Here is a 25,938-nt window from a genome sequence, read left to right on the forward strand (position 1 = left end):
ACCCTCATAATCAAAAGATGATAAGGGTATTGTGAAGCAACCAAAAGATCGGTCAACCGATCAAAAATACCTTAACTGATCGGTGTTACCCCCGTAGGCGGGAGTTTACCTCGCGCAGCTCTTATCATTATGCCGCACCAATAAAGCAACTCAACAAGCGCGGCGTAAACCCCGCCTACAAATATAACCCCCCCCCACCCGTTCTTGAATCTTGAACGGTTTGCTTCTACCTTAAACTTACAAGGTAAATTAATAATATAAGGCAATGAAAATGCAAATACTTCATCACGGAGCTGTTAATGGTGTAACTGGCTCCTGCCACGAGCTGGCAATTAATAAGCACACAAGCATACTAATTGATTGCGGATTATTTCAAGGTGAAAACTCTAAAGCTGATTTATCAATCGAGTTTAATATTACTAACATCACAGCGCTTATTGTTACTCATTGCCATATTGATCACGTTGGGCGAATTCCTTACTTATTAGCCGCTGGCTTTAAAGGGCCAATTTTTACCACTCTAGCGTCAGCTAGTTTATTACCACTGGTGATTGAAGACGCATTAAAAGTAGGCGTTACTCGCGATCCTAAAATTATAAAAGCGTGTTTAAGCTTATTAAAAAAACGTATTATTGCTGTAGATTATAAAAGCTGGTTTGAATTACCATGTAAAGGTGAACAAACGGCTAAAGCGAGGTTTCAACGTGCGGGGCATATATTAGGCTCAGCCTATGTCGAAATTGATATTATAAATAAAACAAGCTCGAGCAAAAACACACATCGAGTCGTTTTTTCAGGCGATTTAGGCGCACCTTACACTCCCCTTTTACCTGCACCAAAGCCACCTTACAAAGCCGACACTCTAGTTATAGAATCGACCTATGGCGACAAAAACCATCAAGGCCGCAAAGAACGCACACAAACTTTAAAATCAGTCATAGAGCATGCAGTTGCCGACAATGGGGTTGTGTGGTTCCTGCTTTTAGTATTGGCCGCACACAAGAATTACTTTACGAACTTGAGCAACTAATTCATAAGGCGCCTAAAAATTCTAAGTGGCGAGACATTCACGTAATACTCGATTCCCCCATGGCGGCAAATTTTACCGAGCAGTACAAAAAATTTAAACACCTATGGGATAGTGAGGCAAAGCGCAAGGTTGCTAAAGGGCGCCACCCACTCGATTTTAAAAACCTAACAACAATTGATACGCATCACGAGCACAAAGCTATTATTAATTACTTAGCCACGCACCAAACCCCCGCCATTATTTTAGCCGCTAGCGGCATGTGTAGCGGCGGCCGAATAGTTAATTATCTTGAGCAGTTTTTGGGAGATAAAACAACAGATGTAGTATTTGTAGGTTACCAAGGCAGAGGTACATTAGGGCGCAATATACAAAAATACGGCCCAAGTGGTGGCTATGTGATTATTAACAATACACGTATTACCATAAACGCAAAAATACACACTATAAGCGGTTACAGCGCACATGCAGATCAAAATGGATTAATTAAATTTGTAACAGGTATGCATAAAAAACCAAGTCACATAAAAATAGTGCACGGCGACAATGAAGCAAAAAATGTATTGGCTACCAAGTATAAAGAAATATTGGGAAATGAAGTAAAAGTTGAAGTTGCTAAAGAATAAGTTCGGGCTTCGCCACACGCCGTTTTGGGCTTGAACCGTCAATCACGTGTTGAACCTCATACTCTAAAAGGTAAGAAACGCCTACATAGTTTTTCCAATCACAGAATACATAGGCGCGCTACTTAGAAATATTTAGGTTAAATTAATATCTAGTACCGTTCTGCAATAGTACCTAATCAATTTTAGGGATTGAAGATAACGCTAACTGCGTTAAAAGTCTCTTATCTAAAACAAGTAAATAACGGAATTTCACTTTGTTATCAACACGATTTCCTTACCCCTAAATAGACTGCTTAATTGAGCAGGTTGGTATAAAATCTTTGCTTTTGGTCTCTTTCTTCGAGAGTAGTTTACCCACCGCGGTAATTAAATTGCTTAGTAATCCGATATTAAATTAATACTACGCAGTTTAAAGTTAAAGACTACAACTATCCTTACACTTAGCAATATTGTTTCGAAAGTAATAAGTAAGCCAGCGTCCATAAAAAACTCTCACCTACCACCTACCACACACTATCAAAATAGTGTGAAATAACATTAGCACCTAATGCATTCAAGTGGTTATCGTCGACATACAAAGGCAAGCCATCCCTTTCGCCGTAGTACTTCTCATTTTGTAAAAACTCATTATTAGCATTTATGATGACTACACTACATTGATTTCTAACCTCGTTAAGCAAGTGTTCAGAAAATAAATTACGATTTAGGTACTCTGGTTCGGTGATATAATTATTACTAGAAATGGACAGTAAAGAATTTTCCGCCATTCTTTTAGGTATTGAGAAACCAAATTCAGGTAGCGGCTTTAATATGAATACGGGGTTATTTTTGGATAAAGAGCATATGCTTTTTATGAAGTTTTTTTCATACTCTGCTTTATAAGCTTCATTAAACTCGATTTCATTTAAAAACATGTATGGTTTATTAACATCTCCTTTTTCATTAAACCCTAATGTATATAAATTAAAGCGCGATAGTATTATTATTGGCACCTTTTGATAATGCTTTTTTATCTCTTTATATATATATTTATTATATGTTTTACAGCGATCCCGGCTCTGATCGCTATGATTCATATTCAATAAAGGTACACAGCCATAAGCTCCAGCATTTAGGATTTCCCCATTACCTTTTATTCGTATCAATGATTCATAGACCCCTGTTGCGATTGCTCCTGCATGGCTATCTCCAAGTATTATGGCAGATGGCTTATAGTTAATACTATCTAACTGGGTACAAGCAGGACTCGAATCCATAGCTCTTAAGTCACATCCATTTTTCAATGCTTTTTCTTTATCACTCAATCCATTAACAAGAATCTTATCATAATTTATTATTCTTAATTGTTCCTTCGTCAATCTCTGCGGAAAACCATTGTTAAAAAAAACAAAACTTCCTATACAAAAAATACTAATAGATATATATAGCGGTTTACACTTTAGGTAACCTATTAGATTAGTAAAATCATTCTTAAATCGAATTAATTCAATAAAATTATAGCTAATAAACCCTAAAATAAGAGAGAGAGCCAAACCTAAATAAGTATATACATAATCAAGTGATAAGTAATAAATGGCAACAACAATAGGCCAATGCCATAGATAAATAGAATATGACCAAGTTCCAATTTTTTGAAAAACCATATTTGCGGTTATAAAGCTATTTTCTTGTTGGGCTTGAATAATGAAAAAAGCACCCAAGCTAGGGATTAAAGCTAAATACCCAGGCCAAGGGGCCTCTTTTGATATAAATAAATATGAATAAATCATTAATATCAAACCCGAAATTTCTAATGCTTTTTTATATTTTTGCTTCAATCGAAAAGGGTAAAGGTAAGCGACCCCACCTAACAACATCTCCCAGGCCCTTGAAGGTAAAAGGTAATATGAAGACGTAGGCCAATTGTAAGTAGTAAAAACACACAGAAGAAAGAAAAAAACAGTGCTTAGCAAAACCAATAATTTCATTTTTTTTATAGAAACAAATCTATATGTAAAAGTTAATAATAATGGATAAATAATATAAAATTGCCACTCGACAGATAAAGACCAAGTATGAAGCAACCATTTACTATGTGATGAACTATCAAAATAACCTGCCTCTCTCCAGTAAGTCACATTAGATAAAAAAGCTAGGCTACTTAAAACATGTTTACCTAACTGCATATAATCCGATGGTGTAAAGTAAAACCATCCAAAAAGAAGTAACACAAAACACAATATTGCTAATGCTGGAATTATCCTATTAGCCCTAGCTATATAAAATTTAAGAATAGAAAAATCGGAACTTTCAAGTCCTCTAAAAATTATCCCCGTCATTAAAAAGCCGGAAATAACAAAAAAAACATCTACCCCCGCAAAACCACCAGGCATCCACGATGAATTAAAGTGAAATAATACGACTGCAATCACTGCAAAAGCCCTTAATCCATTGATATCTAATCTAAATCTCACTTAATTTCCTTTTCTAAATTTTGTTAAATGATTACACATATTTTCAACCATTGATAAATATCAGGGCAATATCAATCATAGACGAACGACAAATAACCATGAACTGTCCCAGTGTATAGATCTAAATCCCATACCTTGGATACCTTGCTTAACGTTGGATGCTTTACCGTGGCTATATAGCTCATAAAAAAAGCAATGCACATAAACTTAATAGCCTCTGTTTATGTCTAGTCATTAAATGACGCATCAAATTTTTAAAGCATAATACAAAAGCAACTCAGAAACACGCTGGCGCGTCCGTTTTTCAGTTCTAAAACAATAAGCGGTGGATGCAAATATTATACAGCGACTTACCCCCACATAAAATTCAAGCGAGAATATAATATTCTTTCTATTAAGGTTTTTAAGTGACCACATTAACTCAATGAAAACCATTGACTTGATAATCACGCAACTAGAAAAATAAACTTCCCGGCATTAATTAGCGCTTAAGCTTAGATTGTACTAATGTAATACCTTTTAACATGATAATCTTTAAGCATTAAGAGCATACTAATATCATTAGAAAACATGCTCATTCTATCGCATTAAATAGCTTACTCACTGCGTTAAAAACTATTCTTATAAAACAATTAAATGTCATAATTTCACCTTGTTATTACGCTAATTTCTTAGCGCTATGATAGCTCACTAATTTAATATAATTGGTGTAATAAACATATGATAAAAAAATAAACCTGTACGTATTAAAAAATAAAATTTAACATTTATATTGAAAGTTTAACCTTATTGCATTGTGATAACATAGCATTTTCAAGGTTCCCCCTATATATGGAGCTCTACAGCTCTCTATATTTTATTTTTATAGTGGCGACCTGTAAGGAAAGCTTTAAATATAATTGATAAATAAAGACCATTTTTTTTATTTATTAAGTAATTAGACATATGTCTTATAGTGAATTTAGTTAATTTCAATAAAGCTATACTTTTCGTATTGTAATACCTCAATTGCAAGCCAAAATCATAAGATCTTTCAAGTTTACGAAAATGCTTTTTTACATCGCTTTCTTTCTCTAGTTTAGATAATTTATGGTTAAAACCCGCAATAACTTTAACTTTTGAATTTAATTTTAATAAATTTAATCTATAGCAAAAAGTAAAATCAACGCCGTAGAAATAAAAATTTTCATCAAAAATATTATCGAATTTATTTTTTATTTTTTCCCCAACTTTAGAGCCAACAACCAAACCACTCCCTATAGTTAATATATATTCATCACTTAGTACAAGTTTAGATGTTTTCTTATCTACAGGAACACCATTAATGATGGGGTAAATAACATCTGAATTACATGTAATAATAGGCATACCAACTTCATTGTCACGTAAAGCAAGTACCCTTTGTATATAAGCTAATGAGATTTCTGAGTCATCATCAAGAATTATGTACTTTTTAGCATCAATACCTGATATAAACTCATTATAAATTTCAGAGAGTGATTTATTATTAATTGTTTCTATAAAATCAAATTGAAACTCTAGGTTTATTAGCTCAGTACCATAAAGAGATTTAGGTCCATTATTCCAAATTACCACTTTCGAATCATACAAATGAACACTCAGATCATTTAAGGAATTAACAGTTGACGAGTCTCTAATCTCTTTCCCATACAACAATACTAAAAAAGCACAGTCAATCATTTTGCCACCTTATTATAAGCATTGTTGAGTATTATAATACCCAATTTAAACCTTCAAACTCTTTATAATAACTTAATTTACTAGAATTATTTTTAATCTCTTTTCCTAGTAAATTATTCAATTCACCTACGCTTTTAAACGAATTAAAACCCGCTAAATCAAGTTCAGTATTACGCTCAAAACATAATAGCTTCTGTTCTTGATGCACTGCTTGGAAAACCATTGTAGAATTAAAAGCTATCACGGCTCGAAATGTCAATTTACTCATCATTTCAATACCAGATTCACTAGTATCAAGTGTCATGTTCTTTGAAGACAAAACACATTCTTCAATATTTTCCTTGATACTTGGATGTGGCCTTATTAAGTATTTAAAATTATCAGGCAGCATAGACAGCAACTCTAATGACTCAGTTAAATATATAAGTCTTGGTAATAATACATAGATCGATTCAGATTCATGATTCCTTTTCAGTGGAGGGCAAACCAAGGGGTTACCTACAACAATAGATTTGGTATCACTATACTTAAATTTATCAATAACATTTTGGCTATATTCACCCCAACAAAAAATATACTGGGAACAAATATTCTCATAATTGATTATATCTTTCGGTACATTGTCTATGGGGTAATTAAAATACATCCCATGTTGTAAGCTATACGTAGGGATGTGTCTTTTCCTGAAATAAAAAGATAGAAATGATTCAAGTTTATATGAGCTATTAAAGGCAATATATCGCTTACATTTTATTTCTTTTTTCTCCAAGTTATCAATAACTCTTATACTATAAGCAAGTAAGAGCAATTCTTTATAATTAAACTTTAAAAAGCAATTATTTCTTTTAAGAAAAACAAAAGTAGAAAAAAAAGACATCATGATAGGCATATAGTATTTTTTAAGTTGAGCCTTTAATGAAGTAGAACTTGATAAACATTGAAAGCGTCCTTCTGGGAAGTACGCCTTCATCAACATTTGGTAATCTATTCGTTCCGTCGTGTAAGTAATTAATAAGTCATCGTTAGTTAAATTAACTTCAGCATTTGAAAATAATGTCCTCATTGCAAACTCCCTCCCCCCTTCATACTCCATATGAATGAGGTAGCTACCAAGAACACGATCTAATGGGTACCCTTTATAGCTTAAACCTTTAAATTTATTTTTATAGTTTTTATAGTTTTTATAGTTTATTGACACAGAACACCCCAAATTTTTTCGCATAATATAACCTAGACAGCATACCTATCAAATCAGCAAAAAATATACAAAGTACTAATTGAATTAAGCCCATGTGATTCATTAAATAAAAGAAGGTCACACTAAGAAAGTAACCTACTGATGACAAGAAAATACCTATGTGAGCATAGTTATCTTTATTAATAGCTGATAGTGCTGGATAACCATAATAAGAAGAAAATACAACGAATATTAACGATATATATAAAATTTCAACTAACGTTCCTAAGATCTGAGTGTCTAATGTCAGAAAGAAACCTAAGATCACATTAGAAAATAATAAGACAACTATCAAACCCAAAGAATAAATAGCCAACGTTATTTTTGTGTAAGTAAATAAAACCTTAAAATCTTTCGATTTTACTATAGTCGTTAGTAATACCCTTGAAACAGCACCTATAAATGACTGACCTACCTTATATAACTGAATCGCAATTGAGTACAATGCTACAGATTCTAATGACAAGAACATAGACACGATATAAGTACTTGATTGCTGGTATATATTTACAAATAACTTAGATATATAATAACCGAATGCCTCTCTAATGATTAATATTGTTTTTTTAATATTTAAGTTAAAACTTACGATTTTACTCACGATAAAAAAGTTCATAATAAAAACAATAAATTGTGTCACTACTTGTATAACTATTATTTTAAATAACCCATCACTTTGAAAGTTAAAGTAAAAAATACTAAAAACGAAAACTAACTTACTAACAACCGTAGTAATCACAAGCTTACTATAAAGCTCTAAGCCATTCATAATAGGTGTTAGATTAAAATTTATAATAGCTAAGTAAAATAAGAAAAAGATAGAGTAATTACTTTCCGTCTTATTAAAATATAAAAAGGCAATAAATAAAATAAGTGGCAAAACAAGTATTTTTACCGCAAAAAAACTTGTTACAATTTGAGATTTTTCAGACAAGCTTTCGCTTTGTGCCAATATTTTAGGTAAAAACATTCCAAAGCCTAAATCACTCAATACTACAAGTAAAAGAATAAATGACAAATCGGCCATATATTGACCGTAAACACTTAGTCCTAAACCATTAGTTAAAATTGGAATAGAAAACAGAGGAGGGAGCAATGTGATTATAATTATAAAAACATTGCTATAGACATTTTTTTTCACTCGTGAACCTAAAGGCAATATTTTGCCTTAATTATTATATTAAAAGAAGCCGTATTTTTTAGTTATCTCTGATATTTCAACGCCACTAGCAATTTCAGATAGTATTTTCTTTTCATTAGCAGTGCGCTTGTAAACCTCTTCTATTACTTGGTTTTCAATTAGCTTAGGGATTATTATTACACCTTCATCATCAGCAAAAACTAAGCACTCAGGCTCTACAGCGATACCATTTAAGTTTATTGTTTTATTAAAATTATCGAGCGTTGCTCTTTTTCGTACATCCTGGCAACTATAACCTTTTGAAAAAACAGGCAGCCCTGTACTCATGACCTCCATCCCATCTCTTGTCTTCCCATTGACAATTACACCCGATGCACCAGAACGAATAGCCAGATTAGCATTTAACTCTCCGAAATATGCGAATTCATCAGTTTCGTTTTCAACTAAAATAATATCATCTGGTACGATTGTATCGTAACTATATAACGCATCATAAATACCTTTAAAACACTCTCCATCTTTAAGCTTGCGCAGTCTCAGAGTTTTTGCTCGCCCCAATAGCTTCGTACCGTTGAAATTAGGGGTTAAACCTTTTATAACTTGGTCTGGGTAACCTAGATCATCTAATAAATCAGATAAAATGCAACTTGTTAGATGGTTTTTTATATTACCTAATAGCTTTCTTGTACGCTCTCTTTTACCTGCAGCAATCAATTCAGCCAACAAAAAGTCATCTGGCCAATTTACGTCAATAGCTTCCAAAGGGGATGCTTCTAGCTGAAGTGGTGTGTTACCTATACGCCTTTTAGTTTTCAGTGCAGCTTCTTTTTTGACGATATAAAGCCCCATTGTTTCTATAACCGTATCATCTAAGTCCACACTATTAGGTATTTTTTCAACATTATATTTGGGTCCATTATGATCCCATGTATAAATTTTTTCTTTTCTAACAAGGACAGCTGAGTCATAGTCATCATTATTTTTTAAGACATCTATACCTTTAGCTATTGTATCCATGCAAATAAAAGGGCTTGTACATAAAACCTGTACATAAATATCAGCCTCGACTTGACGCACCTCATTCATAAACATCTGATTACCATCAGTTTTATTGGTTGCAAGCTCTTGATCTCTTCTTAATATTTTGCAGTTAACTTCTGAGGCAGCTTCAATTACATCATCTGACTCTGTATCAAGGTATACATCATCAAAAATATTTGAGTCGACTAATTTTTCTAATGTATGTAAAAATAAAGGTTTCCCATCCATTAATCTCATATTTTTGCTTTCGATTCTTGAACTCGAACCTTTTGCTGGTAAAAATGCCACTACCTTCATATTATTTATTCCTGTTTAAATTATCGTATACGCCGACAATATTGTTATTACTTTCAACTAATAAAGAGTTAATTCCTAAACGCTCCATCTCGAGATCTGCAAAAGCACACTTTGTACCAATAGGTATTGCATATGGTTTTTTTGTCATTAACTCGTGAGCTTTAATATCTCGAATGCTTTGATGTTCTGTATTCATTAGGAACTTACGTATATCACCATCAGTGATAATACCCAGGCAATTATTTTCACTACCTACTACCACAAGACCTGCTAAATGTTCTGCCATAAGCTGCAAAACCTCTATCAAGTTCATAGATTCATTTGCAAAAATAGGATTACGACAAACATCCTTCACTGTTAATAATAACTTACGGCCCAAACTTCCACCGGGATGATACTGTGCAAAATTTTCAGCTTTAAAGTTTTTTGCTGTCATAAGTGATATTGCAATTGCATCACCTATAACTAAAGATACTGTAGTGGAGGTTGTTGGTGCTAAATTTAATAAGCAAGCTTCTTTAGAAACACCTATGCTGATGTGGTAATCAGACGCCAACCCTAAAGTAGAGTTTTTATCACCAGTCATTGCTACCAACGTGTTACCATTTGCTTTTATAAACGGCAATAACTGAGTGACTTCAGGAGTCTCCCCTGAATTAGAAATAGTAAAGAAAACATCTTCACTTTTTATCATTCCTAAATCACCATGAAATGCTTCGGCTGGATGCATAAACATACTAGGTGTACCAGTACTAACTAAAGTAGCAAATATCTTTTTTGCAATATGTCCAGACTTTCCCATACCACACATTACAACTCGACCACTTGATTGGGCTATAAACGTTATTAACTTCTCAAATTCATCATCAAGATTAGCTTGAACCTCTCTAATGCCTTGAATTTCATTTTCGATGACTTCATTAGCAATTTTTAAAAACATAACCTACCTTTAAATACATAATCCAATCACTAAAAAGCTCATTATAAAATTTAAGTTGCATATAAAAACAATTAATTAAAAGAAGTGTAACTTCTTCCAATTAATAAAAAGTACAACTATCTATAAAACTCATCTATAACAAACTTTTAATAGGGCTTACTTATGCTCTATACCATTTTATTTAATACTAAAATCAAATTTCCAAAGGGGATATTGACGCTAAAGTTAAGCCCTTACTATCCTTATCTGATAGTAAAGGCGAACTTAACATAGGCCAATTAATATCAATTTGCTTATCATCCCAAGCTATCGTAACTTCAAATTCCGGGTTGTAATAATCGGTGCACTTATATACAAACTCAGCTTCTTCACTTGTTACATAGAATCCATGAGCAAAGCCCTTTGGCACCCACAACTGTCGTTTATTTTCTGCCGATAAATACACACCGACCCACTGCCCGTATGTTGGAGAACCTTCACGAATATCCACTGCCACATCAAATACTTCACCAGATGTTACTCGCACTAATTTGCCTTGAGTGTTTTCAGTTTGGTAATGTAAGCCACGTAAAATACCTTTCTTAGATTTAGAGTGATTATCTTGTACAAAAAAGGTCGGCTTACCTGTAACTAGCTCTTCAAACTTTTTTTGGCTCCACGTTTCCATAAAAAAACCACGCTCATCCCCGAATACAGCAGGCTCTATAATTTTAACATCTGGAATAGTGGTATCTATTACTTTCATACTTTCAGCCTGCTTATTTATATTGTTGAATAGTGTTTAATGCGGCGTTCCAGTCACTAGGTTGTATAGTGAAATCTATTATGATTTTACTACAGTCTAATTTTGAATTAGCTGGGCGTTTAGCGGGAGTTGGGTATTCGGAGGTTGAGATTGCATTAACTGTAATCGGTCTTTCAATCACTTGCTGTGACAATCCTTTGGCGAAAATTTCTGATGCAAATTGTTGCCAACTAACATGTGGATAACCGGAATAGTTATAAACACCGAACTTAGTACTACCCTGGTGAAGTTGTTGTATTATGCTAATTATGGCTTTGGCTATATCACCTGCGTATGTAGGGCCGCCAAATTGGTCCCCTACAACACCGAGAGTGTCGCGTGTTTGCGCTAAACGAAGCATCGTTTTTACAAAATTATTTCCATACTCACTAAAAACCCATGCTGTCCGCAAAATAATATGGGCATCACACTCTTGTGCAACGCTTTTCTCACCTGCTAACTTTGTTTGGCCATAAACGCTTTGTGGATTTACTTCATCAGTCTCTGTGTACAGACCATCTTTATTGCCAGCAAAAACATAGTCAGTTGATATATGAATAATTACAGCATTTACTTGCGCCGCTGCTTTTGCTAAATTTTTAGGTCCAACGTTGTTAATAGCATTTGCTAACTCAATCTCAGATTCTGCTTTATCAACCGCCGTATATGCCGCTGCATTAATAATAATGTTCGGCTTATGCTCATTTACGACTTCATTAACTTGTTCAGCGTTAGTTATATCAAGCTCATCGCGGCCTAATGCTAAAAATTCAATAGAAGGTATATCACTCAGTTGTGATACCAAGGAGCTTCCGACTTGACCATTTTTACCAGTAATAAGAACCTTCATTACTTTGCCTCTGACGCTAAACGAGTTAAGTATTGGCCGTATTCATTTTTCATCATTGGCTTAGCTATTGCAAGCAACTCATTCTTACTTAACCACCCGTTGCGCCATGCTATCTCTTCTAAACATGCTACCTTTAAACCTTGAACGTTTTCGATAGTCTGAACAAATGATGAAGCCTCATGGAGACTTTCATGGGTACCAGTATCGAGCCAAGCAAAGCCTCGTCCCAGTAATTCAACATTAAGCGTACCATTATTTAGGTACATCTCATTTAATGTTGTTATTTCAAGCTCTCCACGATGTGATGGTTTTACTTGTTTAGCTAACTCAACCACTCGATTATCGTAAAAATATAACCCTGTTACTGCATAATTAGACTTTGGCTTTTCTGGTTTTTCTTCTATAGAAATAGCCTTCATTTTTTCGTCAAACTCTACAACACCGAAGCGCTCAGGGTCTTTTACTTGATAACCAAATATCGTCGCGCCCATCTTTCTGCTTGCAGCACTTTTTAGCATTTTGCTAAATGATTGCCCATAATAAATATTATCACCAAGCACCAAGCACACATTGTCATCACCAATAAAGTCTTCGCCAATAATAAATGCTTGTGCAAGTCCATCTGGCGACGGTTGTACAGCATAAGTTAAATTAATGCCGTAATCACTTCCATCTCCCAATAGTCGCTTAAAGCTATCGCTATCTTCTGGTGTGGTGATTATTAATATGTCGCGTATACCAGCTAGCATTAATGTCGAGATTGGATAATACACCATTGGCTTATCGTATACTGGAAGCAGTTGCTTTGATACACCACGAGTTAATGGATAAAGGCGAGTGCCGGAGCCGCCCGCAAGGATAATTCCTTTCATGCTACTCTCCTTGAGTTTGCGTATTTATTTCACCAAGGCGTTCGCGTTGGTATGAACCATCTTGCACATTTTTACACCACATTTGGTTATCTAAATACCATTGAATTGTTTTTGTAAGCCCTGTTTCAAAGGTCTCAAGTGGTGTCCAGTTAAGTTCGTCACTCATTTTTGATGCATCAATTGCATATCGGCGATCGTGCCCGGGGCGATCTGTAACATAGGTAATTTGCTCAGCATATTTAACTTTTTTAGGGACTAATGTATCTAAAATACTGCAAATAGTTTGTACTACCTCAATATTTTGCTTTTCATTATGGCCGCCAATATTATACGTTTCGCCTACAACACCTTCACTAACTACTTTGTATAACGCACGAGCATGATCTTCTACATAAAGCCAGTCACGAATTTGATCACCTTTACCGTAAATTGGTAGGTCTTTACCTTCAAGGGCATTTAGTATTACTAATGGTATTAGTTTTTCAGGAAAATGATACGGACCATAATTATTAGAGCAATTGGTAATAATAGTCGGAAAGCCATAAGTTCGTAACCAAGCACGTACTAAATGGTCACTCGATGCTTTACTGGCAGAATATGGGCTACTGGGTGCATACGCAGTTTGCTCTGTAAATAAAGGCAATTTATCCTGCGCATTATTTTTTTGCTCATCTGGATGCAGTAAATCACCATATACTTCATCGGTAGATATATGATGAAATCTAAATGCGGCTTTAGCTGTATCTGTTAAGGTGTTCCAGTATTGGCGAGCAGCTTCTAATAAATTATAAGTACCCACTATATTTGTTTGAATGAAATCGCTTGGCCCTGTTATTGATCTGTCAACATGGCTTTCTGCCGCTAAATGCATTACTGCATCTGGTTTGTGCGTATTAAAAACACGATCAAGCTCAACACGGTTACATATATCAACCTGCTCAAAAGTATAACGCTTGTTATTACTTACCGATTTAAGCGACTCTAAATTACCTGCATAGGTTAATTTATCTAGATTAATAACTTCGTCTTGAGTGTTATTCATAATATGGCGAATTACCGCAGAGCCAATAAAACCCGCACCACCTGTTACTAATATTTTCATAAGGGCCTTTAAAAACTCTATACAATGCCTTTAATTATATTAAGGCATTATAAATTTTAATAATTAGTTCTCATTTAAATTCGATAATACAACGATATTTGATCGTTTACTGGAAGCTTCTTTCCAGTTTAGATCGCAAATACCATCAGTTGGAGAAAATGCTGTAGGGGCTGATAATAATAGCAGCCTTATTTCTGTATGATTAGATTCGTCACACGCTATCTTTAATTTATTTAAAAGTTTATCAAGATCTGCCCATGGCATTTTCACTTCTTGCGCACTCAATATCCTTGGATGATCTGTGCCAATTACATTATCACCAATTAAAAGCTCTTCAAAAAGTTTTTCACCAGGTCGCAGGCCAGTACATTTTATTTCTATATCACCATCAGGGCGTTTCTTATGTTTAACTTCGAGCCCTGATAAGTGCACCATTTTAGTTGCCAAATCTTTTATTTTTACAGGCTCCCCCATATCCAGAACAAATACATCACTACCAACTCCCATTGCGCCTGCTTGAATAACTAACTGAGCAGCTTCTGGAATCGTCATAAAATAGCGAGTGATGTCTTGATGAGTTAGCGTTATAGGGCCACCTGCTTTAATTTGCTTTCTGAATAATGGCACAACAGAACCTGACGACCCTAAAACATTACCAAATCGCACCATGGTAAAGCGAGTCGTACCTTGAATCTCAGACAAACCTTGCAGAACTAACTCAGCCATACGCTTTGTAGTGCCCATTATATTTGTTGGACGAACCGCTTTATCTGTTGAAATTAATACAAAAGTTTCTACTTTTGTATTAATTGCAGCAGTGGCTACATTATATGTACCATAAACATTATTACGCACACCTTCAACAACATTATGCTCCACTAGAGGGACATGCTTATATGCAGCAGCATGGTATACCGTTTGAACACAAAACGTTGAAAACGTTGATTCAACTAATTTTTTGTTCTGAACCGAGCCCAAAATTGGCAGCACTTCAATATTTAAATTATTTGTAATACAGTACTCTGATAACTCTTTCTCAATTGCATATAACGCAAATTCAGACAGCTCAAATAATACTAATTTAACTGGGTTATTTTTAACTATTTGCCTACACAACTCTGAACCTATTGAGCCCCCAGCACCCGTTACCATAACTACTTTATTAGCTATATTTGCCGACATTAAATCTTCACGTGGTTGGACTGAATCCCGACCTAGCAAATCGTCTATTTCTACATCTTTAATTTCATCAAGATTAGTTATTCCAGAGACAATATCTGCCATGCCAGGTATGGTCATAACTTGTAGTTTAAATTTCTCTATTGCGTTTAGGACTTCTTTTCTGCGGCTTCTTGATGCACTAGGGAGCGCAAGAAGAATTTTACTAGCACTTTTTTGTTTTGCTATTTCAGCAATTTGTGAAGGTGCATGCACACAAATACCTTGTATTAACGATAAATGTTTTTTAGGGTCGTCGTCTATAAATGCCACAGGGGAGTATTCGGGGCCATTTGCAAGCGCGATAGCTAATTGGCGGCCGGCCGAACCTGCACCATAGATAATAACCCCCGCTTTACGACGCATATTTACTTGGCCAACCAATGCTCTTACCGTCAACCTCGCCCCACCAACAAATAAAATACAAAAACTTGCGTAAATAAAAGGAACAGTTCTTGGTACTGGAGCGCTCAGAAAAAACGATAAAACAGTCAAAAAAGCTGTTGAGAGCAAAACCCCTGCAATAATTGCCCACATTGCTTGCGTATTCATATAACGTAAAACGGCTCTATATAGCCCAAGCTTAACAAAGCTCAGTAAGCTAACAGGTAACAGTGCAGCAAGTAAAACCCAAGTATGTGCATTTTTTAAAACAGCTGTACTGTCAAGCCTTAGTAAAAAAGCGAGCCAAAAAGCAATTATGATAAAAATGCTATCAACAACAAGTGATACAATTCTTTTTTGAGGGCGAGATAAATTAACTAATAGTTTAAAAAACACAACACATTTCCCTGGAGCAAGCAGCAATAGTACTATTCTGTTACATTCAATTTTACTACAAGATGAACAGCTATTGCACTTAATTATTTAATACTACATACACGAACTAATACAGCCATTATATATTAGTTTTTTTCTTGTAAACCTCTGTATTGCTGAAGCCTATTATTTAACCCTATCCCCGCTCCCTTTTCCTACTATTGTTTGGAGTATATAGCTAAAATAGTTTTTTATATTTAATGTGATAATCATTTTGCTATCTGTTTCAGCTAGTAATTCAGGTGTAGACATGTCAATTTCGTTAACTTGCGCTAAACCCGTAATTCCTGGGCGAACGGCGTATATATTTTTTGCATCGCGGGCTTTTGTTAATTCGTCTTGGTTAAATAAACCTGGCCGTGGCCCAACAATACTCATCTCGCCTTTTAAAACATTCCACAGTTGCGGCAGTTCATCTAATTTAGTTTTACGTAAAAAACCGCCAAAGCGAGTGATAGATGCAGTGTTTGCTAGGTGGCTGGCAACCGATGCTGTATCTACCTTCATTGTTCTAAACTTAACCAAATTAAACGGTTTTTTGTGTCTTCCTACTCGCTCTTGTACAAAAATTGGAGAGCCGGTATCAAATAAACCTATTATGTATAAAATCATTAAAAATGGCATTGCTAAAGCTAAACCAAACAAAGCAAAAATAAAATCGAGTGTTCTAATCATGTGTTTCTCTGTTTAGTTGGCGTATAGCTGAATTCATAGTATAAGGCGGTGTCCAATTTAATAATTGAAACATATTGCTCGAATCCACTTCTAAATCATCAAATAATTGTTTACTTAAAGCTGGCTTACCTAGCAAATTAATAGCAAATTTCATTAAAAACACAGGGACAGGAAGCTGCAAAAGCCTTTTATTAATGCCCTTGGCAATTGAATTCGAAAACGCCTTAGTAGACACCGCTGTACCATCTGACGCTAAAAATATTTGCCCAGCAGCTTTTTCGTGTTTTAAACACAAAACAATAAAATCGGCTAAATTTTGAACTGCAATAAAACTTCGCTTATTTTTTACAAAACCAAAAGGTAATATACCAAATTTACTAATCATTTTTAATAGTAAACTAAAACTTCCCGGCGCCTCCTTTCCATATACCAATACAGGCCGAATTATAACAACTTCTAGTCCGGTATCTTTAGCTATAGTCTGTAACTCTTGCTCAGCGTTATATTTTGACCTTGCGTAATCATTATGTGGGTTTCCACTGTCTGTAGGTTTAAACGGTTCTTTGCCCGAATTTAAGCCATTTACACCTATAGTACTAATAAATATAAACCGTTTTACATTTGCCTTAACAGCTTCGTTAGCTAAGTGCGCAACTAATTTAGTATTATATTGAGTATACGTGTCTGGGTCCGTAACAACTGTGTGGGCTACACCAGCTAAATGCACAAATGATTCACACCCTACTAAATGTTCAGCTTTAACATCAAATAAGTCATCATATTTGATGTACTTATTTGTTTTTATGCTTTTTCTTGTCAGTGCTAATACTTCAATGTCATTAGGGCAGCCTATAAGTAGCTCTTTACCTATAAAGCCTGTGGCACCTGTAATTGCTACTTTCATATTGACTCTCTATTTTTAATAACATTAATCACTACTTTATTTTTCGAGAAAAAAGATAGACTAGATAAAGCAATTTTTGAGGCAGTAATCTAGGTAATGAGCGCACTATAAAATAAAAATACGATTTTAAAGCATACTGAGGAAATAATTTAGCTTTTTGCTTAGCAAGCTTAGCCTCGTATGTTACGTACTTAAAGCCAGTGCGGCGCGCCATCATTTCTTTACCTGCACGTGCATGAACTAGTGTTTGTTGTATGTTGTATCCCTTATAACCGCTACTAAGTAGACGTAACCACAAGTACCAATCTTCCATTGACACCATGTGCTGATAACTACCAACAGACACAACAGCACTTTTTTTAAACATTACGCTAATGTGGTTAAACGGGTTTCGTGAAATGCCGCTTTTAATAATCTCGTCGTTAAACTCTTTTACATAACGAGTCGCTATATAATTTGTGCTTTCGCATTCTATTTCATCAATAAACGATCCGCAAAATGCAAGTGATGGCTGTGCTTTAAATACAGCTAATTGTTTTTCAAAACGCTCTGGTAAACATAAGTCATCAGTGTCCATTCTTGCAATAAGCTCGTATGAGCATGCTTTTAACCCTTCGTTTAAAGCATTCCCAAGCCCTACGTTTTCCAGTAAAGGAACTAACACCATATTCAGTTGGAGTTTCCAGTTATTTATTATATTCATCAAGCTTTGCTTTATAGGGCCGTCTAGCACAAGTATTACCTCTGTTGCTCTAATCGTTTGATTATGTAAGCTTTCAAGGCACGCATTTAAATATATAGGGTTTTCTTTATCATAAATTGACATTAAAACCGAAAAGTCAGTCATTCATTTTTCCTATAAATACACAAGGGGTAGAACACAATAAGGCACGGATTGTGAATTTTATTTACTCGCTAACAGCAGCAGTTTGTTAAACTCTTTTTCACTTATTAATTCATCTGAAAAATAGTCAAAATCAACAAGGTAATTATGTATGTAGCTAAGCACCCTTGAAAAATCGAAGTCGCTATAAATTGCTCGCCCGTAAACGCTTAGCTCTTTATTGTAGATAAGTGCCTCAAGCCCAACTGTAGAGTTTATAGTTACTACCACTTTGGCCTTTTTTATCAATTCAGTTGTATTACTATTGACGATTAAAAAATTGTATTTTTCTTTAAGCGCTGCATAATCTTTTAAAATCTCGGGATCAGTTTCCGCAGGGTGAATTTTAACATACAGTTGGCAACTGCGCTCTTTAGCCAACGCAACTGCTTTTTCAATAGCTTGTTGGTTGTTTATATCGCTATTTAAAATTAACTGAGAGTCGTACCTTACTTGCGTAGGGAAAAAAATATAATCACAGCTCAAGTCTGCATCATCAAAAATCAGATCTGAACTAGATTTAGACTTAAATAATGCTATAACAGAGATTATTTTTTTTATTAGCGAAACGTTATCTTCTTCTCTAGTTCCTTTACCTAATAAGCTACTAAAATAATCTAACACATAAGCTTTAATAAATTTGGGCTCTAGTTTTCCTTGCGGAATTGGATTGTTTTTATAATTTTCGTAAACATTAACCCAACGCTGATGCTCTTCTACATCTACAGCATTAAATGTATCTAGCTGTTGTGCATTAAAAAATAAGCTTGATTTGGCATTAACTCCTAATCGGTCAAAAATTACTTTTCCTGGTAAATTACTTATTTCACAAAACAGAGTTTTTACCTTTTTATTAGAAAAATGATCTATAAATGCTTTTTGCGATGCTGAGTTACCATTAAATACTATTGCAACTTCAACCTCTTGATAGTTCAATTGAGTCAAAGCAAGGTTATTTCTTATCATCGTATAAACTTTCTTTGCGTGCATTACTGATTGACTACCACGGTAAACATAGGTCAGATTCAAAAAATCAGTTTCTGGAGGCATATCATTGCAATTGCTGGTTTGTTTCTCGTTTTCATTAAATAAAACAACTTCAAAGTCTTTTTTTAAAAAGCGGTAAACAGAGTACTTTGTGGTATAAAAAAGAAACTGCTTGCCTTTTATACCCTTTGCTAATCGGTAAAAAAATGTAGCTCTATCAAAGTTGTCAACATAAATAACTATCATTTCAGTTCCCTTTATAACCTGCCAACAGGCGGAGGCGCTTTTTTATATTCTTCATATAATAATTCATACATATTATTCGACAGTGAGTCCTGCGTAGTTGATTTAAGTACGAGTACACCAAATACAACTACATTTTGTGGTAACAAAAATATTGTAAATACCATTGAGTAAACAAAAAATCGATTAATAAAAATTCTCATGTATTCGGCTGCAAGTATTACAACGGGTAAAAAGAAAAACATGCCAAAGTAAATGTAGCGCTCGGCAAGCGTTCTTGAAAAAACAGCTAAAAATAATACAGGAAACATATATAAACTTACGTTGTACAGCATTTTTATTGCATATTCTTTTTTGTCTACTAGCTCTTTATTTCCGTATTTAAGTTTAAATTTACGAATAAAAACTTGTCGTATTCTATACATTGCAAAAACAAAAACGACTAACTTAATAAGTGCAATAATAATAAACTCAAAATCTCTTCGCTCTATGTACTCACTCCACGGGCCTGTTAAAAATGTTATCAGCTTTCTTTGAATATGATCTAAGAAAGGTAAAACACTTGCCAGTGGAATAAATAAAAAACCGACAATACCAGCAATCAACAACACCGAAAACAATACTTTATATTTATAAAAACGTTTTTTAAATAAAAGTACAGGAATAAACATAATAGAAAAAAGGATTGCGGCAGGATGTATAAAAGGAGCTAAAATAACAAACACTAATGCAGATTTTTTTCGTTGTGTACATATCAAATACAAAGCTATATAGCTAAACGAAAAAGATAATATAGACTCAAAATTCCCGATTGCAGAGCTTGGTAAAGTTACAATAGTAAGAACAAAAACCAACAGTAATTTTTTATTGGTATTAAATGAAAATAAAATAGCAAACTTCAAACTTACAGCCAGCATTATAAAGTAGTTTAAAAAAAGAGATAAGCCGGTATAAAATTGAGGCCCCATTTCAAAGTATTTTAATATGCTAAATACACTGTAGCGGTACAACTTTCCTGTCGCAAGAATATACATATCTGGTTTATAAAAAGATAAGTAGTATCTAGAGTAATCGCCAATGTACGAAACGGGATCCATTGCCATTCCATAAAAAATAAAAAACATTGAAAATGCAAAAGAAATAAATAAATAGTTTTTCTTATTAATTAAAAAAGGAACTGCACATGAGACTAAAATAAAAGCAAAAACCGGATAATAAAAGCTTACGACTATGAATAATACGTATAGAAAAAAGCTTTTAACGTTTGAATTGAGCATAAAGACCTGCTAAAAATACTAAGATATTTTCATACCATGTATATGAAATATCATTTTCAGCTAACATTTTTTTATCGCATTTACTTAAAAGGTAAATTTTATTTTTAAGTAAGTATAAGTGCTCCGATAGGGAAAGCGTGTAAGTGCTTTTCATGTATTCTTCAAGAGTAGTAAACGCCTTTAATCCTCTGACATGTTGCTGTGTAGTTTTTAGATCAGTTATCTGCCCTTCACCGTGATCTTTATTCCAAAAAGCGACTGGATAATCAAAATATTTAACTTTTTTGGATTTAATTACTTGCATATGTAACTGTGTATCTTGATATTTTGGTAGCGATTCTAAAAACTTTATTTTATCGAATTCTGTTTTTTTTATTAACGAACCATTTGTGTGCAACCCACCAATTGCTTTAAAGCTAGTAATTAATGTATTTTCTAGTAACAGTTTTGGCTTTAGCCCACTTCCTTTTACATGACCAAAAGCAGCAATCAGCTCAGGTTGTTCTAGTAATTTCCCCATTAAAAAGTCAATTTTATCTTCAAAGTAGTAATCATCATCATCTAAAAAAGATATATAGGTACCATTAGATAACTCAGCACCTCGGTTGCGTGAAGCGGCCCCACCTAGCCTTTCTTGGTTTCTTGAAATAGTTAGTGAACATCTCCCTTCATAAGTGTCTAGCTGTACAGGAGTGTCTGAGCAGTCATCTATAACTATAATCTCTATATTTTTATAGGTTTGTTGGCAAACAGATTCTATAGCTCGCGTCAGCATTTTACTTCTATTCAACGTTGGAATTACTACGCTTACTAATGGTTCTTTAATGCTCATAATTTTACCTACAATAATACATAATACAGCAAGCGTTTTGCTAAACACTCACAAAAGTATAGCCCTAAGCTTTTACAAGTACTTTAACTTCGCTTTAAAAAGAAACGTAACACTAAAAAGAAAAAACTTAAAATTATTCCTAAAAATGTACCAGCAATACAGATAATTGCTCTTCTAGGTTTAAACCTCTCTTCTGGAATGATTGCAGGGTCTATAGTTTTAAATACATATTCATCACGGACGTTAGCAAACATAATAGTTTTAGTTTGCTCCTCAACCAAGTTATAAAGAACACTTCTAATATCCGATACTTTTGTTTTTTCTAACTGCTGTGTTAAAAATTCAGTACTTTTTATCGCTTCACTCACATCTCGCTGTTTCACTTCAATGTTTATATCTTCAATTAACCAGTTAACCCATTGCTGAGCTATTACAGGTGAAATATGCGCGACAGAAAGTGTAATGGTAGAGGTTTCTGGATCTGTGTTTGTATCAATTATTTTTGAAAATACTTTATACGCTTCTTGCATTGATGGTTCAGCTTTTTTCGGAGCTTTTGCTTCGCGTAACCACGTATTTGTATCTGGGTTATAAACGTCTGTATCATACGTTAAACTACCAGTGGCTAAATCCCACGACTCAACGGCCATTAAATCGGGCAGTATTGAGTGTTTTTCTATAAAGTTACTGGTAAATTTACGCGATTTTAGTATCTCAAGTGCTAATTGAGTTTTATCACCACCACCACCAATATCAACGCCAGCTAGCCCTGCTAAACCACCAAATTGACCTGCTAAAGCACCTAACCCGCCACCTTGTTGCTCTTCAGCCGGGGCTAGTAAAGCCTCCGATTTATAAATATTAGGCTGATTAATGGCGTAAAAAACTGAGGCGACAGCAAATAACGTAGTGATCGCGATAATAATCCATTTACCTTGCCAAATAGCAGTAAATAATTCTCGTAAATCAATTTCTTCGTCAGCGACTGTGTGTTCACTTGTTTGTTTTGGGTTGTTTAAATTATTTTCCATGTAAATCCAGCTCATCCGCGCGGCATAAAGCCGTGCCTAATTAATTTTTTGAATATAAGCACGGTGTAAAGCCGTGCCAACAAACAAGCGCGATGTGAAATCCCGCCTACAAATAAGCACGAGGTAAACTCCCGCCTACGAACAAGCGCGATGTAAAATCCCGCCTACAAACAAGCGCGATATAAAACCCGCCTACAAACAAGCGCGGCGTAAAGCCCCGCCTACAAATAAACGCGCGGTAAAACCCGCGCATAGTTATTAAATACCGCTTATTGCTGCTACTGCCACACCTAGTTGATATAGTATCTGTGTAGCTGTGCTCCAAAGCGTTAACTTGTCCATATGGCCAGCGTCCATTGGTATAACTATTGTATCGCCTGGTTCTAACTGCTCAGAACTATTAGCTGCAAACCAGCCACCGGTATTAGGTATTTTTACCGAGCCATTTGCTTTTATAATGTAAATGCGATCTTCGTCAGCGCGCTCTTTTAAGCCACCGCTTAAGTTAATGTATTCGTCAACGCTTATACCTTGATTATACAAATGCGAGGTAGAATAGTTAACCTCACCTATTACACTAATTGAATCGCGCTTGCTTGGCACATAAAGTGTGTCGCCATCTTGCAGCACTAAATTTTGTTTACTATTAACTATTAGCGGTAAGTCAATTACTAAGCGCCCTACAGCCTCTACGCTGGCTAAGTCGTTAAGTAAATTGTTCATTTCTTCATACGAGAGTGCATTACTACTCACTGAACTTTCAAAACTTTTTGAAGCTATATCACGGCGTAATTCAGTAGATAATCGAGCTAGTTGTTTTTGCTCTTGTTCTTTTATTGAGGTACGAGTAAATACGGCCGCTTTTTGCTCTGCAAACGTTGAAAAACCACCTGCTCGCTCTAGCAACTCAGTAAGCGTTTCGCCACGGCGTATTGTGTAAATACCAGGGAATTTTAGCTCGCCCTTTAATTCTACTTTTACGTTTTCTTGCCAGTTTGGAATAGCAAATACGTTAATGCTATCTTTGCTTTGTAATGTAATATTACTTTGCAGGTCGCCTTGCATTGCGCTTTCAAGGTCGAGCCTTAGGTGCTCTATTTTAGAGGCATCACTTGCTACAATACGTGTAATTTCAGCTTGCTTTACATAAGCCGACTCTAACAGGCCACCGGCTGCTGTTATTAAATCTCGTACTTCGCCACCAACCATTAATGGATAAATACCTGGAAAGGTCACGTTGCCATTAATTTCTACTAGTTGCATAGCTTGCTGTACTGACGCTTGATGCTTAAACTTAGCTATAATTGGTGCCAATAAGTTATGGCGACTAAATAATGCATAGTCTTCAGGCTTAAGCTCTTGGTCTTCTTCTTCTTTAGCTTTGCGTTTAGAAATTTCAGCAATTGTTAGTATTTTATTGTCTTCAAGAACAAACTCTTCGTCTTCTTGATTAACGCCAATATATTTTTCGAACTCTTTTTGCTCAAACTTGTGCCATTGCTCTGCTTTTTGTTGTTGCTCTTGTTGCTCTTGGCTAAGCGCCATATTTGCTAAAGCCGATTGCTCTGCTTCTTTTTCTTCAAATCGGCTAAACACAACAATTTTGTCATTTGCTTTAAGCTGTAAATTATTTTCTGGATTTTTAATAATAGCTTGAGCCACATCAAATTGATGCGCTTCTATATCGCCATTTATATTAATTTCTCGAATAACCAGCCCGTAGCTTAAATCGGCTTGAGGTAGTAAATCGCCACGTACTGATTTAAGTACGTCTGAAATACGCTTTCCTTGATGCCACTGATAGTTACCAGGGCGCGCTACCGCACCAATTAAACTAATCGTATTTTGATATTGAGAGCTAACTGAATTAAAACGAATACGATCGCCATCTTGCGGGATATAGTTAATTTGTGATTTTGAGAAATCTACCGACAGCACTTCTTTACGATCGAAATTAAAACGCTCTACAACTACATTTTTTGCATATGCATTAGGCTTAAGGCCACCTGCCATCATTAGTAATTGCTTAGCCGACTCACCTTTTTTAAGTTCGAATATAGCAGGGCGTTTTACAGCGCCCTCAACAGTTACTTGAGCACCAACCGATGGCACAAATACCACATCGCCCGGTTTTAAAACTATGTCGTTACTGCTATCGCCCTTAATAAGTAAGTCATACAAATCAAAGTTAGCAACCACATTGCCGGCGCGTTTAACTTGAATATTACGTAACGATGCAATATCCGACACACCACCACTTACGAATAGTGCATGCGATACCGTTGTTAACGAAGAAACACTATAGCTACCTGGTTTATAAGCTTCACCTAGTACTAAAATACGCATACTACGAAGCTGACCAAGCGACACAAAGGCTTTTACACCTATCACTTCTTGTTCTACTTTTACTTTTATTAATTCTTTAATTTCTGCAAAGGTTAGCCCTGCAACTTCTACTGGGCTCAAGTCTGGAATATTTAAGCGCCCTTCGCGGTCAACAATCACCTCAAAACTGTCGCTTTCTTTTCCGTAGAGGTTAATTTTTAATTGGTCCCCCGAGCCTACTATATATGTGTCGGGCACTGCGGCATTTTCACTGGGCATAAATGAGGTTGGTTCACCTGCAAACAGCTCGTAACCGTATGGTTTTAATTCATCCGTTTTAGGTTTAAATCGCTCTTCGTCGGTTAGCTTTTTTTCTTCTGTTTCAGGGCGTTCACCAATAGTTGATTGCTGCTGGGCACCATCTTGAGTATTAGATTGGTTTGTACCAGTAATTGTAGATACATCTACACCGTACTGTTTAGCTAGGGCTTCTTGTTGAGCTTTTGGCAGTTTTTTAAATTGCTCAATTTGAGAGGCGGTTGGCGTAAAAGCCAAAGTACTTAAACTACAAAGCAATACAAAAGCACTAAAAAAATAAGTTAAAACTTTCACAAGTAGGTATATCCCTAGATCTACAACCAAAATCGGTCGTCATAATACATTAGTTTTGCAC

Annotated in this window: 19 protein-coding genes and 1 pseudogene; 1 reads left to right on the top strand and 19 read right to left on the bottom strand. The window is 35.0% G+C overall.

The features are described from left to right. Positions 1-271 precede the first annotated feature (271 nt). Positions 272-1,653 (top strand): annotated as a pseudogene (locus GQR54_RS13905) (MBL fold metallo-hydrolase). 503 nt (positions 1,654-2,156) lie between these two features. Here the strand turns inward: GQR54_RS13905 and GQR54_RS19775 are convergent. From GQR54_RS19775 to GQR54_RS14000, 19 genes are all read right to left on the bottom strand, one after another. Then, a complete protein-coding gene (locus tag GQR54_RS19775; protein ID WP_166378361.1) occupies positions 2,157-4,106 on the bottom strand; it encodes an SGNH hydrolase domain-containing protein in 1,950 nt (649 codons plus the stop codon). Between the two features lie 849 nt (positions 4,107-4,955). Continuing rightward, on the bottom strand, positions 4,956-5,807 hold the full coding sequence (locus tag GQR54_RS13915) for a hypothetical protein (RefSeq protein WP_166378363.1): 852 nt from the start codon (positions 5,805-5,807) through the stop codon (positions 4,956-4,958). Between the two features lie 31 nt (positions 5,808-5,838). Next, positions 5,839-7,029 (bottom strand): hypothetical protein, encoded by a 1,191-nt coding sequence (locus GQR54_RS13920; protein ID WP_166378365.1) that lies wholly within the window; start codon positions 7,027-7,029, stop codon positions 5,839-5,841. Continuing rightward, positions 6,989-8,185 (bottom strand): oligosaccharide flippase family protein, encoded by a 1,197-nt coding sequence (locus tag GQR54_RS13925; protein ID WP_166378367.1) that lies wholly within the window; start codon positions 8,183-8,185, stop codon positions 6,989-6,991. The genes GQR54_RS13920 and GQR54_RS13925 overlap by 41 nt, the downstream gene beginning before the upstream one ends. A gap of 39 nt (positions 8,186-8,224) precedes the next feature. Further along, positions 8,225-9,523 carry a cytidyltransferase gene (locus GQR54_RS13930; RefSeq protein WP_166378368.1) on the bottom strand — a complete coding sequence of 433 codons (1,299 nt, stop codon included), beginning with the start codon at positions 9,521-9,523 and terminating at the stop codon, positions 8,225-8,227. Between the two features lies 1 nt (position 9,524). After that, positions 9,525-10,463, bottom strand: a complete 939-nt coding sequence (locus GQR54_RS13935) for a KpsF/GutQ family sugar-phosphate isomerase (RefSeq protein ID WP_166378369.1) — start codon at positions 10,461-10,463, stop codon at positions 9,525-9,527. Between the two features lie 193 nt (positions 10,464-10,656). Next, positions 10,657-11,208, bottom strand: coding sequence for a dTDP-4-dehydrorhamnose 3,5-epimerase (gene rfbC, locus GQR54_RS13940; protein ID WP_166378370.1), 552 nt, complete (start codon positions 11,206-11,208; stop codon positions 10,657-10,659). A 13-nt stretch (positions 11,209-11,221) separates the two neighbouring features. Continuing rightward, positions 11,222-12,097, bottom strand: coding sequence for a dTDP-4-dehydrorhamnose reductase (rfbD, locus tag GQR54_RS13945; protein ID WP_166378372.1), 876 nt, complete (start codon positions 12,095-12,097; stop codon positions 11,222-11,224). Further along, a complete protein-coding gene (rfbA, locus tag GQR54_RS13950) occupies positions 12,097-12,969 on the bottom strand; it encodes a glucose-1-phosphate thymidylyltransferase RfbA (protein WP_166378374.1) in 873 nt (290 codons plus the stop codon). The genes rfbD and rfbA overlap by 1 nt, the downstream gene beginning before the upstream one ends. Position 12,970: 1 nt before the next feature. Further along, on the bottom strand, positions 12,971-14,071 hold the full coding sequence (gene rfbB, locus GQR54_RS13955) for a dTDP-glucose 4,6-dehydratase (RefSeq protein ID WP_166378376.1): 1,101 nt from the start codon (positions 14,069-14,071) through the stop codon (positions 12,971-12,973). 63 nt (positions 14,072-14,134) lie between these two features. After that, on the bottom strand, positions 14,135-16,069 hold the full coding sequence (locus tag GQR54_RS13960) for a nucleoside-diphosphate sugar epimerase/dehydratase (protein WP_166378378.1): 1,935 nt from the start codon (positions 16,067-16,069) through the stop codon (positions 14,135-14,137). Positions 16,070-16,234: 165 nt separating this feature from the next. Then, a complete protein-coding gene (locus GQR54_RS13965; protein ID WP_166378380.1) occupies positions 16,235-16,783 on the bottom strand; it encodes a sugar transferase in 549 nt (182 codons plus the stop codon). After that, complete coding sequence (locus GQR54_RS13970) at positions 16,776-17,687, bottom strand: NAD-dependent epimerase/dehydratase family protein (RefSeq protein ID WP_166378382.1); 912 nt, start codon at positions 17,685-17,687, stop codon at positions 16,776-16,778. Before GQR54_RS13970 ends, GQR54_RS13965 begins: the two co-directional genes overlap by 8 nt. A gap of 31 nt (positions 17,688-17,718) precedes the next feature. Continuing rightward, positions 17,719-18,534 (bottom strand): glycosyltransferase, encoded by an 816-nt coding sequence (locus GQR54_RS13975; RefSeq protein ID WP_166378384.1) that lies wholly within the window; start codon positions 18,532-18,534, stop codon positions 17,719-17,721. Between the two features lie 57 nt (positions 18,535-18,591). Then, positions 18,592-19,803: a hypothetical protein gene (locus GQR54_RS13980; RefSeq protein ID WP_166378386.1), complete on the bottom strand. Its 1,212-nt coding sequence runs from the start codon at positions 19,801-19,803 to the stop codon at positions 18,592-18,594. 11 nt (positions 19,804-19,814) lie between these two features. Beyond that, positions 19,815-20,897, bottom strand: a complete 1,083-nt coding sequence (locus GQR54_RS13985; RefSeq protein ID WP_166378388.1) for an EpsG family protein — start codon at positions 20,895-20,897, stop codon at positions 19,815-19,817. A gap of 160 nt (positions 20,898-21,057) precedes the next feature. Continuing rightward, on the bottom strand, positions 21,058-21,909 hold the full coding sequence (locus GQR54_RS13990) for a glycosyltransferase family 2 protein (RefSeq protein WP_166378390.1): 852 nt from the start codon (positions 21,907-21,909) through the stop codon (positions 21,058-21,060). A gap of 83 nt (positions 21,910-21,992) precedes the next feature. Next, complete coding sequence (locus GQR54_RS13995; RefSeq protein ID WP_166378392.1) at positions 21,993-22,940, bottom strand: Wzz/FepE/Etk N-terminal domain-containing protein; 948 nt, start codon at positions 22,938-22,940, stop codon at positions 21,993-21,995. Positions 22,941-23,198: 258 nt separating this feature from the next. Beyond that, positions 23,199-25,877 carry an SLBB domain-containing protein gene (locus GQR54_RS14000; protein ID WP_166378394.1) on the bottom strand — a complete coding sequence of 893 codons (2,679 nt, stop codon included), beginning with the start codon at positions 25,875-25,877 and terminating at the stop codon, positions 23,199-23,201. Positions 25,878-25,938 lie beyond the last annotated feature (61 nt).

The sequence above is a fragment of the Pseudoalteromonas sp. Z9A4 genome, assembly GCF_011378845.1.
Classification (GTDB): domain Bacteria; phylum Pseudomonadota; class Gammaproteobacteria; order Enterobacterales; family Alteromonadaceae; genus Pseudoalteromonas; species Pseudoalteromonas arctica.

Excerpts from the sequence above, each read along its gene's own strand:
- GQR54_RS13915 (WP_166378363.1), bottom strand. The coding sequence starts at position 5,807 with ATGATTGACTGTGCTTTTTTAGTATTGTTGTATGGGAAAGAGATTAGA.
- GQR54_RS13920 (WP_166378365.1), bottom strand. The coding sequence starts at position 7,029 with ATGCGAAAAAATTTGGGGTGTTCTGTGTCAATAAACTATAAAAACTAT.
- GQR54_RS13930 (WP_166378368.1), bottom strand. The coding sequence starts at position 9,523 with ATGAAGGTAGTGGCATTTTTACCAGCAAAAGGTTCGAGTTCAAGAATC.
- GQR54_RS13935 (WP_166378369.1), bottom strand. The coding sequence starts at position 10,463 with ATGTTTTTAAAAATTGCTAATGAAGTCATCGAAAATGAAATTCAAGGC.
- rfbC (WP_166378370.1), bottom strand. The coding sequence starts at position 11,208 with ATGAAAGTAATAGATACCACTATTCCAGATGTTAAAATTATAGAGCCT.
- rfbD (WP_166378372.1), bottom strand. The coding sequence starts at position 12,097 with ATGAAGGTTCTTATTACTGGTAAAAATGGTCAAGTCGGAAGCTCCTTG.
- rfbA (WP_166378374.1), bottom strand. The coding sequence starts at position 12,969 with ATGAAAGGAATTATCCTTGCGGGCGGCTCCGGCACTCGCCTTTATCCA.
- rfbB (WP_166378376.1), bottom strand. The coding sequence starts at position 14,071 with ATGAAAATATTAGTAACAGGTGGTGCGGGTTTTATTGGCTCTGCGGTA.
- GQR54_RS13965 (WP_166378380.1), bottom strand. The coding sequence starts at position 16,783 with ATGATTAGAACACTCGATTTTATTTTTGCTTTGTTTGGTTTAGCTTTA.
- GQR54_RS13970 (WP_166378382.1), bottom strand. The coding sequence starts at position 17,687 with ATGAAAGTAGCAATTACAGGTGCCACAGGCTTTATAGGTAAAGAGCTA.
- GQR54_RS13975 (WP_166378384.1), bottom strand. The coding sequence starts at position 18,534 with ATGACTGACTTTTCGGTTTTAATGTCAATTTATGATAAAGAAAACCCT.
- GQR54_RS13980 (WP_166378386.1), bottom strand. The coding sequence starts at position 19,803 with ATGATAGTTATTTATGTTGACAACTTTGATAGAGCTACATTTTTTTAC.
- GQR54_RS13985 (WP_166378388.1), bottom strand. The coding sequence starts at position 20,897 with ATGGATCCCGTTTCGTACATTGGCGATTACTCTAGATACTACTTATCT.
- GQR54_RS13990 (WP_166378390.1), bottom strand. The coding sequence starts at position 21,909 with ATGAGCATTAAAGAACCATTAGTAAGCGTAGTAATTCCAACGTTGAAT.
- GQR54_RS13995 (WP_166378392.1), bottom strand. The coding sequence starts at position 22,940 with ATGGAAAATAATTTAAACAACCCAAAACAAACAAGTGAACACACAGTC.